15 protein-coding genes are annotated in these 16835 nt (G+C 44.4%); 2 read left to right on the top strand and 13 right to left on the bottom strand.

From position 1 onward, the window contains the following. Positions 1-152: 152 nt before the first annotated feature. The 3 genes from ACFSCZ_RS05035 to ACFSCZ_RS05025 form a co-directional block, all read right to left on the bottom strand. A complete protein-coding gene (locus ACFSCZ_RS05035) occupies positions 153-1607 on the bottom strand; it encodes a protein adenylyltransferase SelO (protein WP_380772681.1) in 1455 nt (484 codons plus the stop codon). Between the two features lie 133 nt (positions 1608-1740). Next, positions 1741-2739 (bottom strand): hypothetical protein, encoded by a 999-nt coding sequence (locus ACFSCZ_RS05030; protein ID WP_380772680.1) that lies wholly within the window; start codon positions 2737-2739, stop codon positions 1741-1743. Between the two features lie 273 nt (positions 2740-3012). Next, positions 3013-6096, bottom strand: a complete 3084-nt coding sequence (locus ACFSCZ_RS05025) for an efflux RND transporter permease subunit (protein ID WP_380772679.1) — start codon at positions 6094-6096, stop codon at positions 3013-3015. Between the two features lie 91 nt (positions 6097-6187). Between ACFSCZ_RS05025 and ACFSCZ_RS05020 the strand changes: the two genes are divergently transcribed. Then, positions 6188-7018 carry a TetR/AcrR family transcriptional regulator gene (locus tag ACFSCZ_RS05020; RefSeq protein ID WP_380772678.1) on the top strand — a complete coding sequence of 277 codons (831 nt, stop codon included), beginning with the start codon at positions 6188-6190 and terminating at the stop codon, positions 7016-7018. Positions 7019-7158: 140 nt separating this feature from the next. Then, positions 7159-7797 carry an O-methyltransferase gene (locus tag ACFSCZ_RS05015; protein WP_380772711.1) on the top strand — a complete coding sequence of 213 codons (639 nt, stop codon included), beginning with the start codon at positions 7159-7161 and terminating at the stop codon, positions 7795-7797. A gap of 79 nt (positions 7798-7876) precedes the next feature. Here the strand turns inward: ACFSCZ_RS05015 and ACFSCZ_RS05010 are convergent, their stop codons facing one another. The 10 genes from ACFSCZ_RS05010 to ACFSCZ_RS04965 all read right to left on the bottom strand — a co-directional run bounded on the left by ACFSCZ_RS05010 (position 7877) and on the right by ACFSCZ_RS04965 (position 16652). Further along, positions 7877-8452 (bottom strand): uracil-DNA glycosylase, encoded by a 576-nt coding sequence (locus ACFSCZ_RS05010; protein WP_380772677.1) that lies wholly within the window; start codon positions 8450-8452, stop codon positions 7877-7879. A gap of 369 nt (positions 8453-8821) precedes the next feature. Beyond that, positions 8822-9694 (bottom strand): dipicolinic acid synthetase subunit A, encoded by an 873-nt coding sequence (gene dpaA, locus ACFSCZ_RS05005; protein ID WP_380772676.1) that lies wholly within the window; start codon positions 9692-9694, stop codon positions 8822-8824. Between the two features lie 111 nt (positions 9695-9805). Further along, positions 9806-10075 carry a (2Fe-2S)-binding protein gene (locus tag ACFSCZ_RS05000; RefSeq protein ID WP_380772675.1) on the bottom strand — a complete coding sequence of 90 codons (270 nt, stop codon included), beginning with the start codon at positions 10073-10075 and terminating at the stop codon, positions 9806-9808. Beyond that, on the bottom strand, positions 10072-11283 hold the full coding sequence (locus ACFSCZ_RS04995; protein WP_380772674.1) for an NAD(P)/FAD-dependent oxidoreductase: 1212 nt from the start codon (positions 11281-11283) through the stop codon (positions 10072-10074). The genes ACFSCZ_RS05000 and ACFSCZ_RS04995 overlap by 4 nt, the downstream gene beginning before the upstream one ends. Next, the gene (locus ACFSCZ_RS04990; protein WP_380772673.1) at positions 11273-11560 is read right to left on the bottom strand and encodes a (2Fe-2S)-binding protein; all 288 of its coding nucleotides are present in this window, start codon (positions 11558-11560) and stop codon (positions 11273-11275) included. The genes ACFSCZ_RS04995 and ACFSCZ_RS04990 overlap by 11 nt, the downstream gene beginning before the upstream one ends. 14 nt (positions 11561-11574) lie before the next feature. Next, positions 11575-12780 (bottom strand): NAD(P)/FAD-dependent oxidoreductase, encoded by a 1206-nt coding sequence (locus ACFSCZ_RS04985; protein WP_380772672.1) that lies wholly within the window; start codon positions 12778-12780, stop codon positions 11575-11577. A 36-nt stretch (positions 12781-12816) separates the two neighbouring features. Continuing rightward, positions 12817-13035: a hypothetical protein gene (locus ACFSCZ_RS04980; RefSeq protein ID WP_380772671.1), complete on the bottom strand. Its 219-nt coding sequence runs from the start codon at positions 13033-13035 to the stop codon at positions 12817-12819. 4 nt (positions 13036-13039) lie between these two features. Beyond that, positions 13040-14167 carry a hypothetical protein gene (locus tag ACFSCZ_RS04975; protein WP_380772670.1) on the bottom strand — a complete coding sequence of 376 codons (1128 nt, stop codon included), beginning with the start codon at positions 14165-14167 and terminating at the stop codon, positions 13040-13042. 361 nt (positions 14168-14528) lie between these two features. Beyond that, on the bottom strand, positions 14529-15881 hold the full coding sequence (locus ACFSCZ_RS04970; protein ID WP_380772669.1) for a hypothetical protein: 1353 nt from the start codon (positions 15879-15881) through the stop codon (positions 14529-14531). A gap of 102 nt (positions 15882-15983) precedes the next feature. Then, positions 15984-16652: an aspartate/glutamate racemase family protein gene (locus tag ACFSCZ_RS04965; protein WP_380772668.1), complete on the bottom strand. Its 669-nt coding sequence runs from the start codon at positions 16650-16652 to the stop codon at positions 15984-15986. Positions 16653-16835: the final 183 nt, after the last annotated feature.

Below are 16835 nucleotides of genomic sequence, written 5' to 3'. Positions count from 1 at the left end.
ATCAAGCAATCGTTCTCCAGCAGGTCCTTTCGAGAACTTTATAGTGTAAGTCATATTTCATTCATTCAAAATTTATGCAATATCCCTTTTATAAATTAAAACAGCTGTGCCAAAGTCCGCAGACTCTGCACAGCTCTTTTAATGTACTATTTTTACGTCCCGCAATACGTTACATAAGGAATATTCGTTTCCGGTACCTTGGCGTAGTCCAACTGCTCCGATGAGTGATTGTAAGGATTTGCCAGTACATTCATCAGCCGCTCCAAGAGCCGGAGATCTCCCTCTTCCACAGCGGCTTCCAACGCTTCTTCAACCCGGTGGTTTCGAGGGATGACCGCCGGGTTGCTGCGGCGCATTAATTTCGCAGACTCTTCTTCAGATACCTTTTGGCTCTCCAGTCTGTTTTCCCACCGTTCTTTCCAATTGGCAAATTCCGCCGATTGAAACAAAGCCGAATTTTCGAACTCCCTATGGGTTAAGGCAAGAAAAGTATTTGTAAAGTCCGCCCGGTGTTTTTTCATGAGATCTAATAAGTCACCGATTAGTTGTTCATCTTTTTCATCCTTGTTGAACAATCCCAGCTTGGCTCTCATTCCGGTCAGCCAACGGGTTTGATAAATATCGTTAAAACCGGAGACTCTTTCCTGCGCTAAGGCAATTGCTTCCTCTTTATCCTCATGCAACAGAGGAAGAAGCGTCTCCGCAAACCGGGCCAGGTTCCATCCGCCGATCAGCGGCTGGTTTTCATACGCATAGCGGCCTTGATGATCGATGGAGCTGAATACAGTTTTCGGATCATACGTATCCATGAAAGCACACGGGCCGTAATCAATAGTTTCACCGCTGATCGTCATGTTATCTGTGTTCATCACTCCATGAATAAAGCCGACGAGCTGCCATTGAGCAATAAGTTCCGCTTGACGGTCAATAACTTTTTGGAGCAGAGACAAATATTTATTCTCATCCCCTTTAATTTCCGGGTAATGCCGATGAATGGCATAGTCCGCTAATATCTGAAGGTTCTCTACGCCGCCCCACCTGACTACATATTCAAAAGTACCGACACGCAAATGACTTGCAGCTACACGGGTTAAAACGGCCCCTTCCAACCGGCCTTCGCGAATAACAGGTTCACCTGTGGTCACAACCGACAGACTGCGAGTTGTCGGAATACCAAGAGCATGCATGGCTTCACTGATGATGCATTCCCGGAGCATCGGACCTAGGGCTGCACGGCCGTCACCTCCTCTTGAGTAAGGTGTCCTGCCGGAGCCTTTCAATTGAATATCAAACCGTTTGCCATTTGGAGTGACATGCTCACCAAGCAAAACTGCACGGCCGTCACCCAGCATCGTAAAGTGGCCAAACTGATGTCCTGCATATGCTTGTGCAATGGGATCCGCATCTTCTGGAACCTCATTACCGGCGAATACAGCTGCACCTTCATGTTTGAGCATTTTAGCGTTTAAACCTAATGACCTCGCCAGCTCTTCGTTAAAAATAACCATCTCCGGTTCTTTGACAGGGGTCGGTTTAACGTTGGAATAAAACATTTTGGGCAATCGGGCATAACTATTATCAAAGTTCCATCCGGCTTCTTTTTTCATAGGCGCTCCTTCCTCGTATGATGATCCAAGTTCCCTTAATTTTGCTTTCCTGTTCCTGTATTATACCCTTTATTCCGGCAGATGACTCTTTTAAAATTTTAAAAAGGAGCAGCTCCCTGCTCCTTTTCGCCTGTTAGTATGATCTGGCGCTCAACAGCATTTGCTCCAACACATCCGAATACTCTTCATAAAATCCCGCATCCATGAAACCAGTTAAACTAAATACAATCTCATCATTTAGTATACAGCCATGAAAGTGTACCGATGACCCATCATTTTGCACTCTCAAATAGGCTGTTTCACCATGATGCGTTTGAAGTGTTTCATAATTGGTCAAATCCGGCCGGGTTTCAGGCATTAAATTGTAGGCGGACGCGATGATCTCTCCACCATCCCCCTGGTAAAGTGCCCGTCCGTCCCCATTTGTCGGTTCCGGTCCAAGCGTCCAGCCTTGGGGATATTTTACTTGAAATCCGAACCGGGGGTTTGTATAAGTTGTCCATGCAGTTTCTCGTTTTTGTTTTGCAGCTGCAGCTTCCGACTTCCTTTTTTCCTCAGCCTCCGCTATCCTCATTTCCTCTGCCTCTTTTTCTGCTTTTTGCTTCAACATTCCTTCATCAATGTCTGTCTTCATCTTATGGATGTCTTCAGAAAATACAGGTAAAACTTCTTGAACTTCATGGTTATCTTGTAACGTACGAATCATTTCATAAGCATCCGTATAACTTTCTTTTTCGATGAACTCTTTGATTTTTTTCACTTCTTTAGAAACAAGCTGATGTTGTTCCTTATGCGCCTTAGCCGTACTTATGTATTCTTCCAGTTTCTTTTGGATGCTGCTTGAAACTCCATCTTTATTGAGCAGGTCTTCTGCTTTGTCTATCACTTCATCCCATTGGGAATCTTTGGCCTGTTCTTCTATTTGCTGCAATGCGCTTAAATCTTCATAGGCTGTTTTTGCTTCCTCATCTTTTGGCTTTTCTTCCAGGGCCAGCTCAAAAAAGGCAATTGCTTCTTCATATTCCTCATTGGTCAGTGCCAGCTTGCCCTGTTCCATAGCCTTATCGTATGTACTGTTTCCGCATCCCGCTAATATAAACCCTGTCAATATCAATATGACACATTTTTTCATCCTGTCCCCTGCTTCCTTTTAATTCTGTTTTGTACTTCTATGGTCAAGCAGAATATTGTTGATAACAATACCTTCGGCATTTCCTGGCTGTCTTGCAAGTAAGGCTTCATTCTATCCCTCTATTTTCTCCGTAATATCCATTATGCCAATTGCTATCAAACAACTGAGAAGAAAACCTCCTCATATTTTGACGAAGATCCAACATTTTTTTAAAAAGACCTTTGGAAAAACGAAAGCCCTGCAAGCCTAGTGTCACTTGCAGGGCCAATTTCGTTAATTTTCTTCTATTTCTCTGCGGTTTTTCTTAAATATTTTTGATAAGACTTCATAGACGATAGGGACTACAATTAAAGTTAATAAAGTGGAGCTGGTTAAACCGCCGATAACCGTGATTCCAAGATCTCTTGAAATGAGTCCTCCACCACCATTGCCTATAGCCAATGGGATTAATGCACCGATTGTTGCAATTGCCGTCATGAGGATCGGACGAAGACGGGTGGCACCAGCTTCTAAAACGGCCTCACGCATCGTCAGTCCGGCCCGTTCCATGCGAATAATTCGGTCAACGAGCACAATCGCATTCGTTACAACAATCCCGATCAGCATCAACAGTCCCATCATAACAGACACAGATATGGTTTCCCCGGCAATGAATAGACCAACAAAAGCCCCTATGACCGTAAATGGCAATGAGAACAATATTGCAAATGGTGCGACTCCCTCATGGAAGGTGACAACAAGAATAAAATACACGATGGCAACCGCTGCTGCCATGGCAACGCCGAGCTGTGTAAATGTTTCTTCCATATCGGCCTGGACTCCGGTAATTCCTATTGTTACGCCTTTAGGCAAATCCAATTGATCTATTTCTTTACCAATTTCTGAAGTTACTTTAGAAATATCTTCACCTTTGACTGTCCCGGAAACAGTCGTATAGTACTCACCTTTACTCCGCGCCAGTGTATTATACGTTGATCCTTCCTGCACCTCGACAATTTCGGAAAGAGGTACAGCGTTCCCCGTGGCTGCAGGTATTTGTTTATCCAAAAGTTCATCGATGGATTCCGCTTGTGACGTCTGCTCTTGTTGAACAATTACATCCAGAGCGTTCCCGTCTTTTTCCACCGTTGTCAATACTTCTTTCGTTTTTTGCGGATTCAGCATCATGACGAGTTGACCCGTTGTCAAACCATGCTGCAGCAGTTCTGCCTGATCTACCCGGAACGTATATTCCACGTATGCATCCTCGGCATCAGACGAAACATCCTTTAATCCATCATTATCCTTCATAATGTTTTCTACTTGTTTCACTGATTCATTCAGTTTATTTAAGTTTTCACTATACAGGGTGTAGCTGATTTCATTCGTTGCACCTGTCATGGAGGAGAAGTCCTGGCTAATCCATGTTCCCGACTGTTCAAGGCCGGTCACATACGTTTCAACTTCCTCCTTCACTTCACTGAAGTTTTCCATATCCGGATCAAAGATTAAATACATTAAAGCTCCGCCTGCACCGCCGCCCATCATTGCTGCAGTTGGGTCACCTGATTCAGTGATGGAAACTTGAACAATATCAATATCCTCCCGTTCCAGCATCTTTTCTTCAACGGCAGTGACATTTTTTATGGTTTCTTCTTGCAGCTCACCTGTTTTTGGTGTGTATGTCAAATACATGACTTTTTCTTCTTCGCTCCCCAAAAAGCTGAAACCGATGAATGGCGTTAAAGCCAAGCTTCCCGCCAACAAAGCGATCGAAAGAACGGACGCTATTATTTTGTGATTCAATACTTTATTCAAGAAACCTTTATACGCGCTCGCCAGTTTACCAGGTCCCTTATGGCTCTTTTCCGTTTTCTCACGATATAATTTCTTTTTAAACAAGAAATGTGAAAAGGCAGGAACGATGGTGATGGCCACAAGCAAGGAAGCTCCCAGAGCAAATGCCATAGTTAAGGCAAACGGCATAAATAACTCTCCAACCATGCCTCCCACGAACATTAACGGAGCAAATACAGCTACCGTTACAAGGGTGGATGACAAAATGGGTTTAAACATTTCTATGGTAGCTTCACGTATAAGAGCTCGGCCGGTTAACTTTTCTTCCTTTAGATGCAATCGGCGATAAATATTTTCTACAACAACAATGGAGTCATCGATCACTCGGCCAATGGCTACCGTCACCGCACCAAGAGTCATGATATTTAGAGTGATACCCATCCAATTCAACAGCAGCAATGCCATAAATATGGATACAGGGATGGAAATGATCGAGATAAGAGTTGATTTAACATCTCTAAGGAAAAGCAAAATAATCAATACAGCGATTAACCCGCCAAAAATAGCCTTTTCAACCATGGTGGCAACAGATTCCTCAATCGGTTCCCCCTGATCAAGGGTCACATCAATGACTAAACCATCATATTTTGATTCTTCCTCTTTAATTAGTTCCTTTACATGATTGACAACATCCACTGTGTTTGCACGCTGATCTTTGACAATTTGAATAGCTATGGCATCCTCGCCATTGGTACGTGAAATGGACTCAACTTTACCAACTGTCTTAATTTCAGCTATATCTTCCAGCTTTACAAAGGGAGAGGGATTGGATGCTGATGGCGTTACAGGAATGAGCATTTCCTTTAATTCATCCACTGTCATGAATTTTCCATCAACCGAGACAGCCTGCTCGCCTTCTTCAAACTCCTGAAGCCCTAACGAAACGGCCATGTTGCTCGCCTGAATCATTTCTTTGACGTCATCTTCGGTTAAACCCAGTTGTTCCAGCCGTTCCTGATCGTATGTCAGGTCTATTTCTTCAATATGCTGCCCAGTTATCGTAGCAGAGGCAACCCCATCGAGCTTTTCGATTTTCGGAAGCAAACTTTCCTCTACGGTTGATGTTAATTCAACTATATCTTCCTCTGTACTGCTGACACTTAAAGCCACAACTGGCATCATATTCATACTGATCGTTGATGTGGCCGGCTCTTCTGCTTCTTCCGGCAGATCGATACTTTCCAGTACCGAGTTTAATTCCCGTTTTGCCTCATCCATATCGATTCCATAATCATATTCCACTTGAATACTCGCCATATTGGAGTAGGAGTTGGAATACACAGCTTTGACATGGTCAAGCCCTTCTACCGCTTTTTCAATGGGCATGGAGATATCTTCCATCACCTGTTCAGGTGTTGCACCCGGATATACCCCTGTCACCATTAAAAAGGGAATGGATATATCAGGTATCGTCTCCGTCTTCATTCGTGTCCCTGAATAAATACCTGACACTGTAATGATGATTGTGAGCAGCCAGACTGCAAGCTTATTCTTTATAACAAAATTGACAAACCCTTTCACTATTGCACCTGCCTTTATTTGACTTGTAGAACTCAATTAAATATAATAGTTGACTACCCAGTCAGTTGTCAATGACACCGAGGTGAACAAAATGAACAAAAAACAATTAATTATGGAAAAAGCCATTGAGCTTTTTGCAAATCAAGGGTTTGAAGCTACCTCCGTTCAGCAGATTACAGAGCAATGCGGTATATCAAAAGGAGCATTTTACCTGTCTTTCAAGTCGAAAGACGAATTGATGTTAGCATTGCTCGATCACTTTATGGAACAAATTCTATCAGATATTGACTACTTGGTCAGAAATAGTGAAGCGGAGGATCTTCTGTACCTTTTTTATAAGACCATGTTTCAATCTATTGAACAGCGGACAGATTTTGCTAAAATTTTCTTAAAAGAACAAATACAGACATTTAATGAAAAGTTCATGGAGAGTATGTATTCCTACGACAAGCTCTTTGACATGGTTATTTTATCTATGATTGAACAGGTGTACGGCGAGAGTATTGAACAGTCGAAATACGACTTAATTTATTGCGTGAAAGGTTTTCTCAGTACCTATTCACAATTTCTGCTGCTTTATCATGTACCGGTGGATATAGAGCTCCTGTCTAAATCCCTGGCAGAAAAGACAAATATACTGGCGAAATACACAACGACCCCTTTTATTTCCCATGAATTTGTTCAGATGCCCAAAGACTTTCCAGGCGAGAAAGTCACTAAAGAGCAAATTATTGCAGAAATAGAAGAGAAGATGTCAGAAATGGAAAAGTCCATAGAACGGGAATCATTAGCACTGTTAAAACAGCAGCTTCAGAATCCGAGTTTCAGCCTCGCCATTGTGAAGGGGTTAATGGAAAATATAAGAAACCATCCTCATTGTAAATGGATCTCCTATTTGCTGAATCGCTATTATAAATTTTGATCAAGAATCTTTTTAATTTTCTCTTTAGTTATGAAGGGTGTGATAGGAGGTATTATGTATTTACGTTACTTTTCTTCTGAGAGTCATCATCTTCGAATAGTATTAAGTTCCAAATCATAAGGAGAGAGGAATTGAACAAGATGAACCAGATAAACAGATATATTGATTCAGTTTTTTATCATGAAGATGCTCTTTTGGAAGAAGTCATTTCATCCATCAGAGAAAACGACATGCCCTCTATATCGGTATCTCCCTCTTCGGGAAAACTGCTGACCCTGCTCATCTCCATATCAGGTTCCAAAAATGTATTGGAAATCGGGGCACTTGGGGGCTACAGCGGCATTTGCCTTGCCAGAGGTTTTGGCAAAGAAGGAAAACTCACCTCACTTGAATTAGAGGAGGAGTACGCAAAGTTAGCCCATAACAATCTTTCTAAAGCAGGTTTTGGCAATCAAGTCACTTATTTGACCGGTCCGGCTCTGGAAAGTCTTAAGACATTGGTTGGCGAAAATAAACGGTTTGATTTTTTCTTTATCGATGCAGACAAAGGCAATTACGAAACATACTTAGATTATTGTATCCGTCTGGCTGAACCAGGTGCTTTGATCGTTGCTGATAACACACTGGCGAGAGGCAGCGTGGCTGACCCGGGTATAGAACCAAAACGCTATACAGATGTTATGAAGAAATTCAATGAGGCTGTAGCTAAGCATCCCCAATTAGAATCCACGCTGATCCCGATCGGTGATGGAATGACTCTTTCAAGAGTCAAAAAATAGCTTTAGGTTATATTTATTTGCAGCCAAAATGCAGACATTTGGCCAAGCCGTGACTGCTCTCCAAAGAGCAGTCCACAGACTAATCCAGCTGTTTCAGTTGCTCTTCCGCAAATTTTAAATCCTCCACAAGCAACGGAAATAAATGTGGGCGGCGCCTGGCGGCCAAAGGGTGGTACGCAACCGTTGTCTGATAGCCGTTCACATCATACCAGGAGCCGCGCATGTTTTTCACCTCAAGTTTCGGATCGCCGAAAAACGATTGCACAGCGGTATTCCCCAAGCACACAAGCAAGGATGGCCTATAGGTCTGCAGCTGCTCCTTCAAGTGACGCTTACAAATGGTACGTGTTTCTTCTTTTGCATAGGCACGTACAGGCCTTCTTTTTAAAATATAAGTAACGTACAGGTCGTGTTTGTCCAAACCAGCCTCATAGGCTGCTTTTTGTAATGTCTGGCGTGTACCGCAGACCATCAGGTTGCCGTCCCGGTCTTCACGGGCGCCGGGATTATCCAGGATCACCATGATCGGCGCGCCCGGGCGGCCCTCTCCCCATACCATCCGGGTCCCCTGCTCATATAATCCACATTCCCTGCAGGCCTGCTGTGAGTTCGGTACAGGATCTTCCGGCCATATCTCCGGACAAAAAGAGTCCATTTCCTCATCTCCTGAAAAAAATCTGCTTTTCCCAAGTATATCTAAACCTCCATTTCTTTATGCTGTATATTTCACTTGAAAAGGGTTTTTGAATTCATCTCCATTCCTTCATGTATTTCTGTAAAATCAACAGTTTCATCGGCACCTTCCTCTGCGAACAAGCGGCTGGCATCGAGTCTAGTCGAGGATTCTTCTTAATATGCTTTTGATGCTTCGGATCCAGGAAATTTTTGTTTCTTTTTCCTGGTCAATGGGTTACAGGTGTATCGTCCGTTAAATGGACGGCCCTTCCCGGTACCAATCGTACGCGCTGTTTAAGTTTAAAATGAATAAGAAAAATGCCTGCCACGTACTCTTTGACAGGCATCGCTATTCTCCCAACAATTTTAACAATACTCCACTGATCACTTCTCCAGCGGTCTTTGGAGCAGTTTGACCGGGAAGTCCAAGTGCGTGCACAGCCTTTATTCCTTGTTTGCGAGCAAATTCAAAATCCGTTCCTCCCGGCCTGGAAGCAATATCAATAATGATTAGAGACCGGTCTGCTTTGGAAAGGACAAATGAATCCAGGAGCAAATAAGGAACCGAATTGATACAAATATTACATTCGGAAATATATTCTGACAGGTTATCTAAATGGATGGGACGCAAGCCCATTTCCATGATCAGTGCAAAGTCTGAATCTTTTCTCGCACCGACCGTGACATGAGCGCCAACAGCGTCAAACAGTCTCGACAAAGTCATGCCGACTCTTCCGAAACCCAAGATCAGCACATTGGAACTATGGACCGTAAAATCGGTTTCGTTTATCGCTGCACCCAATGCCGCTTCTGCTGTCGGAATGGAGTTCATAATAGCAATATCATCACGATCCATTAAGCGTACAAGCTTTCTGCCTGCCTGCTTTGCTGCACTGTCTAAAAAATCGCCGGAAATCCCTGTATATACGACACAATGTTCAGGTGTTTTTTGCAGTATATCAGATGAAATTCTCACCGGTTGATTGGAGTAGAGTGCTTCAATGTGTCCTTCGGAATCGGTTCCGTTTAAAGGAAGCAAAATGGCATCGAGCTTGCCAACATCTGTTTCAGTGTAACCTCCGTTATGAATATGAGGATGGGAAAATGACAGTTGCTCAAAGCCCTCCAAAAAAATTTGTATGCCTTGGGATGACAGTTGATGAATGACTTCCACGTAACGCTGGTCACCGCCCATGATTAACAAATTTATATTTCTTTTCACTGGTATCCCGCCTTTCCAACTTCCGTCACTTTATTCCAATTATACAAAGTTTGAGTGGGATCCTTAAGGAAAACTTACCCTGGCCGGATCTATTAAGGGAGACACACTTCACTACTCCGCTGATTTACTATTGATAATATCTTTTAATCGTATGGGACGAACAGGGGCTTGCGCGCGCTGAAGTACAGGCTTCGCGGGATGGTTTACCCTGAACTCCAATAAGTTGCGGACAGCCGCCTGGCAAACTCTCCCCTGGCAGTATCCCATGCCAACCCTGACCCTTTTCTTCATTCCTGGCATACTGCTTGCCCCTTCATCAGCCGCTCGCAAAATATCGGATAAACGGACACCCTCGCAACGGCAAACAATGAGATCATTCATACAATCCCTTCTTTCCTCCACAAGTCATTCAACTTCGCGCGTCCCTTTTCAATGTCAGGCAAAAAGCGAAGAGGAGATGTTTTTCGTGCCTCCGTGACTTTCTCCATGGCTTCGTTTACAGTCATTGAACCTTTTTTTCCAAGAGACTCGATAATAGAAATTGCTGCCAGCCTGCCCTGGGCCATGGCAACCTTTGCTCCCTCAATTCCGGTAATATTTCCTGCAACATACAGCCCTTTTACCGGGGTCGACAGATCATTCCCATGCAGAGGTACCATTCCTCCCAGTTCTGGAATTTCCACGAGCGGACACCCGGTTAATTGAATAAGATCAACCAATGGATATAGTCCGGCCGACAAACAAACCGAGTCTGCTTCCCACTGCTCCGGCTGCCCTGCAGGCGTACCGTCAACTGATATGGGTTGGACAGTGACCCCTTCGACTCGATCATGCCCATCAATACTCACAACCGACTTACGAAAATATAGAGGAACTCCTTTTATTTTTATAAAATAAAAACGCATGAAGTGACCCGCCAATCGGGGAGATACAGACAGCGCAAACCTGCCTGCCGTTCGAAGAAATGCATTTGGCGCAAGGCGTGCAGCATCAGACAGGCGAGAAAGTGTGCCGACTGGAGTATACTCTTTACCTGTTACAGGTGATACAGGAGGCAAGGCCATACCAATGACATCAATCCCGGCATTTCTCATTTCCAACATGACGGAAAGAGACAGCGGGTCGATCCCTATAATCACAACTTTTGTGCCGACTGCCACGCGATGCAGGTTCGTGAATGTTTGTGCAGCGCCAATACTGATGGTCCCCGGCAAGGTCCACCCGGGGATCGGCAGTGCTTTCTCCGCGGAGCCTGTAGCCAGCAGAAGTACTTTTGAGAAGAGTTGATTTTCCGTTGCACCCGACAAAGCAATCTCCCACTTTTTACTGACAGACCATGCGGTCACGCCTGTAAAAAGATGGACCCCCTGACGGCGTGCTTGCTGCTCCAATTGTTCTGCAATCCTTTTCCCATCCCATATTCTTTCACCCGGCGGTTCCGCAGGGTCCTCATAATGCTGGCCAAGGAGCCTTCCGCCGGGAAGATAATATTCATCGATGACGGCAACAGATAACCCGTTTCGGCTCAATTCAATCGCAGCCATTAAACCGGCAGGCCCTGCACCGATAATTGCTGCATCAACGTTCATGATCCGATGTCTCCTTTATATGAAATGGGCCTGAAGCAGATACCTTCGTTCCCTGCCGGTTAGGTGTCAGGCAAGTACGGACATTCGTAATTCCGTTCACCTCTGCCCTGCATTCATAACAATGGCCGATTCCACAAAAAACTCCCCGTTTTTCCCCTGTAATTTCGCAGGTACGAATGGTTTGAATTCCATTGGCCCATAAGGATACTGCAATCGGTTCCCCGTCATGGCCTATTAGCTTTTTGCCATTAAAATAAAACTCTATTTTACGGGACATCCTATCCTTCCCATCTAATCTGCAGGACGCCATAAATCTTCACTCCTCCCCCTCGTTTCGACTTTACCGTTAAAGCGATTTAACAAAAAGGGACTGATATCCATCATCGGTTTTTCCCCGCATACCATCTGCGCCGTGATTTTTCCTGAAATCGGGGCAAGGGCAATTCCATCCCCTTCATGCCCGGCAGCTATGAACAAGCCATCAATGCCAGCAACCGGTCCAAGAATAGGCATACTGTCAGGTGTATAAGGGCGAAGACCGGCAAATGTCCGGATAATCCGCACATTTGCCAGCTGCGGAAAAGCGCGTACCGCCTCTTCTCCGATTTTTTGTGTAATTTCCGGCACAGTTTCGGTATTATAGCCGGCAAACTGGCGAGATCCTCCGATCAGCAGGGAACCGCTCCGGGTTTGTCCCAATGCCAGTCCGACGCCGTAAGGATCGGCAGAAGGCGGGGTCTGTTGATTCCTTTGTAGTTTATTTGCGATATAGGCAGCACTTAAAAAACCATGATGAATGACCGGTTCCAGCCTTTCAGACACAAGGATCTGGCCGCGTCTTGGAATAATGGGCACGTCCACTCCGATTTGTTTTAGTAGGAGGGGGGTCCAAACACCCAGCGCCACCACCGCAGCATCACAATGATCAATTTCCCCTGATAAATGAACGCCGGTCACCCGGTTATTTTTAATCATCAGGCCTGTCACTTTGGACTGAAGCCTGATCTCCGCTCCTAAACGCCGGGCTGCTTTTGCAAAGGCAAAACAGACAAGCAGCGGATTCACTTCCGCATCATGTTCCCACCAGGTGGAACCAAGAATATGTTCTGATAAACCTGGTTGGCGTTCACGGGCTTCATCCCCTGACAAAAGTTGAACTTTAACCCCTGCCTTTCGCTGGCGCCGGACCATTTCCTCCATCGCTTTCATTTCCTCTGCAGTTTCAATAATGATCATTCCGCCGCATTTCCTATATTCCATGTCCGCTTCCAGTTCCTCTTCCAGTTCCTGATACAATTGAGCACTTTTTACAGCAAGATCCAGTGTCGGACCGGGCTTTTTGGATTGAACCATAATGGCCCGGTCACAAGCACCTGATGTACCTGCTGCGATATCCCGGGCTTCCACAAGGGTCACTTTTACACCGGATTTTGCCAAATAGTAAGCCGCAGCTGTTCCGATCAGTCCGCCCCCCAAAACAATGACCTTTTCACTCACTTTGCATACATCTCCCAACTGGTATAGCTTGGATTTTTACCTGAACCACAACATATGAATCGCGTAGATTACCCCAAAATGAACGATTAAAAAAGTCGCTGCATAAACCAGGTTCCAACGTAAAATGACAGTAAAGACATTTGCTTGAATAAGACTTGAAACTGCTGTCGTGACAGGAGAAACAGGTGAGACCGTTGTAGCAGCTCCCCATACGCTTAACAGCATCATCGCCATCACCAGGTCGTGAATTCCCAATTCCTCATACGAAACAGTCGCCAGGATGGGCACTGATCGTTACAATTTGATGAACCCCTATAAAGGACAGCAGAGCAATCATAGTCATAGTGGCCACAATCAATAAAAATACGTAGATGTCCGCCAACTCGACACACACATGATGGATAGCATGGGCTATCGGAGTTTTCGACAATACGACTGAAAAAAATCCTGCTGTCAAAAGCAGGTTGACTTCATTTGCCCTGCTTGGAAAGATAACTTTTCGATAATCATTTAGTTCCTTAAAAAAGTGCTTGGGAAGTTTCAAATAAGCTGTCCAGCAAAGGGCAAAAAGAAAAACAGTGAAGGAAATGAGCACACTGATACTTAACGGAATCAACGGCTCAGATAAAAAGATCAGTCCCGTCAGCAATAGAAGAACAGCAAACAATTCCACCAGTTTTTTTACATGTAGATCTGCTGCTGATCCCAGAGGCACGAAATGGATCTTCCTCATCTCTATACACCTAAAAAGAACGTAAGCTGTAAGTATTTGAAAAAAACTTAATAATAAGCCGTAAGGCAAATACTGATAGATTGGGATGTTCAGAGAATAGACAACGAGAAATACGGAAGCAAAATATGGTGACCATGTATGAACGGAAGTCATGCTCGAATATAGACTCTGCCCAACAATGGACGGGGCAGCTTGAACTATATTTGTAATCGGCCCAATCAATGAGAACAGGCCTGAAATAAACAAATACAAATATTGCGGCTTTTGAATAAACCGTAAGGTTATACCCGCTAACGTCTGATAATTCCCCAATCCAATCGGAATTCCCAAAACCGGAACCATCACAATCAGACATACAAGAGGCAAATTCCGCGTAAGCCCTTCAATCCATATATCCAGCGGCTGCTGCTGATAAAGGAAAACTGCACTCCCGGACAGAATCATCACGGTCCCAAATACTCTTGGAAGGAATTTACTATAGAACAGGCTCAAGATAACCGCCACTGCAGCCAGGCATACATACATCCCTTTTAACAAGGGATGGGGAAACAGCTGGCCGATGATAAATGCGGCAAGCAACATGACCATGACGCCGTTTGATAATCTGATCAGATGGATAACCCCTAGCCAAAAAAGGAACAGACAGCTCAACAAGAATTGATTCCACTGAGCTGTTGATCCTTAAATATACTGCAACCATATGCTAACCTCAGGCATGATCTGGTCGCTTTATGGTGATATTCTTCACGCTGTACCGATACTCCCGACTCTTGACGTAATACTCCTCAATTTGTGCCGATACTCACAACTTCAGGTGCATTACTCCTCAATTTGTGCCATTACTCACAACTTCGGCGCATTACTCCTCAATTTGTGCCGGTACTCACAACTTCAGGTGCATTACTCCTCAATTTGTGCCGATACTCACAACTTCAGGTGCATTACTCCTCAATTTGTGCCATTACTCACAACTTCAGGTGCATTACTCCTCAATTCTCTGAAAGACTCGGATTTCTTAAATGAACCATGCGATCAATCCGGCTATTAAGAAGTATAGGGAGTTTGGCAGAGCAAGGATCATCACTTTGATCGGATCCACTTCTCTGCTTAATATCCCCCCAATCAACCCGCAGACAACGAACGCAGTTAATCCGACCGGCGGCATATTTTGGCCGGCAGCCGCAATATGAGATGCACCTAGTGCAATCAGTGTCGGATCCACGTTCATATTTTCCAAGATAGGAGCCAAAAAAGTAATATTTACCGTTTGAGCTGTTGTCTGTGATCCTGTCAGCATGCCAACAACCACTACAGATAAGGCTCCGCCCACCTTTACCATAGAAGCTGACAGCCCTTCAGTCATCAACGCAACCTTTTCAATGAGGCCGGAAGCGTAAAATACCCCTACCATCACTCCTGCACATAATTGAATTTGAACCGTTTGGCTTACTTTGGACAGGCCGCCGGTAAATACTCCTTTTGTGTTTTTACGGACAGACGGGAAAATAAAGCTGACGATAATCGCAACTATTATGGCAGATACGACTTGGAAGGTAACCCCCTGAACGATCGGGATTTCCTTTAGCGGATCTAAAATTGCTGCGAAGAGAGCCCACTCTGTGAAAATATTATATTCAAACAGTGTGTTCGCAATCACAATGGCTACCAGTACGGCAAGCGGTACTAATGTTATCCATTTTTCCTTTAAAATTTGAAAAATTGATTGGGTTGTCTTTAAATGTTCCGGCATCTTTTTTCCGCGGACAAACCGGAATGACTCCAAAATAGCGAAGAGCCCTCCGATCGCCACAGTGACATAAGCGAGTTTGATCACCGGGCTCGGATCAATTCCCACTAAAGAGGCAGAAAGAAACACCCCTTGGGTAATCGGCGGCATGAGGGACCCTACGGATGCGCCCACTAAGATCATCATTCCGATCTGTTCAGGTTTGACTTTCAGCTCATGCAGGGAATTGATGACCAGAAAACCAATAACGGTGGCTGCTGCAATCGCATCCCCAAGGAAAGATCCGGCAATGATCAAGGTAATAAATACCGCGGCAATCAAACCCTTTGGAGAATTGCCGAACAGCGCTCGAAGGCTGTTTAATGTCGTATCCATCGCACCGAGCTTTACTTGTGACTCTGCATAAAGGGCTCCGAAGACAGAGAGCATGATGACCCAGGACAGACGGTCAATTCCATCGATAAAAGCGAGCAAGGTTTCCAGCGGTCCAAGACCGGAAATAATGGCTGACGAAACAGCAGCAGCCAAAAGAGCAATTTTGATGTTTCCGCCAATCTTTGGTATTTGTTTGACCAACGCAATAATAAATAACAATAATAACGGTATAACAATTTCAAGCATATGGTGATCCCCCTTATACTGGAAAAAACCCCAGTTCATTTATGCTCATCTACATCATTGATCGGGGACTTCATGTACATTCTTTTAATCTCGAAAGTTGGTTTATAACGTTAAATACATATAGTTCGTCAATGTCGTAATATCATATATAGGCAGATCTGTCACTTCACGGATTACATGTTTATAAGGAGGCATATTGGTACATTCCAGAACCAGCGCTTTCAAATCAGGGTGCTTCGAAACAAAATCCGCTGCTGCCTGTTTCATTTCTTTGGAAACTGCCGCTTCATCCAAATCTCTATCTTCTCTAATAATGGCCCCTGAAAACGCCGGCATGCAGTCCATTCCTTTTACAATAACGTGATGTCTATGGGCATTGACCCCTTTAAAATGAGCTTCCGTCAAACTGGTTTTCGAAGCTGTCAGAACGCCAATCGGTTCACCTGCTGCTGTACATGCCAATGGAATCTGCAGTAAACTGGAGGAATAAAAAGGTACGCGCAGCTGCTTCTGAATCTCTTTTTGAAAAAGAGCCAAAAATCCGCAGCTCGTTGTAATCGCCTGAACTCCCTCAGCCTCCAACTCCTTTGCGGACTGAATAAATGGTTTCAATAAATCGGGGTCACCTTCTATTACTACCCGCGAAGGACTCGCCCCTTTCACCTTCTTGTACAAAACCGGAAAGGAAAACGTATCTTTGTTGCCAATATCTCCTGCCGGCCTATGAAACTGGGTATCCAACATAAGAATGCCTATTTTTGCCTGAATCATCTCAAAGGGATTCTTTGTCACCTCCTGATGTAAGATGATACTAGCCGCAAATGACAGTTATTCAATGTAGAATGCATGTACATTAATTTATATGCGAAAAATAAAACACACATACCACTTTCATTCACTGGGAACATCCAGCCTGACTTGGGACTCCGCATATAATCTTCTGAAAATGGATAA

Source organism: Siminovitchia sediminis (genome assembly GCF_042680885.1).
Taxonomy (GTDB): Bacteria; Bacillota; Bacilli; order Bacillales; family Bacillaceae_C; genus Siminovitchia; species Siminovitchia sediminis.
Note: the sequence above shows the minus strand (reverse complement) of the source record. Positions and strands in the feature narration are given on the sequence as shown.

Excerpts from the sequence above, each read along its gene's own strand:
- ACFSCZ_RS05035 (WP_380772681.1), bottom strand. The coding sequence starts at position 1,607 with ATGAAAAAAGAAGCCGGATGGAACTTTGATAATAGTTATGCCCGATTG.
- ACFSCZ_RS05030 (WP_380772680.1), bottom strand. The coding sequence starts at position 2,739 with ATGAAAAAATGTGTCATATTGATATTGACAGGGTTTATATTAGCGGGA.
- ACFSCZ_RS05020 (WP_380772678.1), top strand. The coding sequence starts at position 6,188 with ATGAACAAAAAACAATTAATTATGGAAAAAGCCATTGAGCTTTTTGCA.
- ACFSCZ_RS05015 (WP_380772711.1), top strand. The coding sequence starts at position 7,159 with ATGAACCAGATAAACAGATATATTGATTCAGTTTTTTATCATGAAGAT.
- ACFSCZ_RS05010 (WP_380772677.1), bottom strand. The coding sequence starts at position 8,452 with ATGGACTCTTTTTGTCCGGAGATATGGCCGGAAGATCCTGTACCGAAC.
- ACFSCZ_RS05000 (WP_380772675.1), bottom strand. The coding sequence starts at position 10,075 with ATGAATGATCTCATTGTTTGCCGTTGCGAGGGTGTCCGTTTATCCGAT.
- ACFSCZ_RS04995 (WP_380772674.1), bottom strand. The coding sequence starts at position 11,283 with ATGAACGTTGATGCAGCAATTATCGGTGCAGGGCCTGCCGGTTTAATG.
- ACFSCZ_RS04990 (WP_380772673.1), bottom strand. The coding sequence starts at position 11,560 with ATGTCCCGTAAAATAGAGTTTTATTTTAATGGCAAAAAGCTAATAGGC.
- ACFSCZ_RS04970 (WP_380772669.1), bottom strand. The coding sequence starts at position 15,881 with ATGCTTGAAATTGTTATACCGTTATTATTGTTATTTATTATTGCGTTG.
- ACFSCZ_RS04965 (WP_380772668.1), bottom strand. The coding sequence starts at position 16,652 with ATGATTCAGGCAAAAATAGGCATTCTTATGTTGGATACCCAGTTTCAT.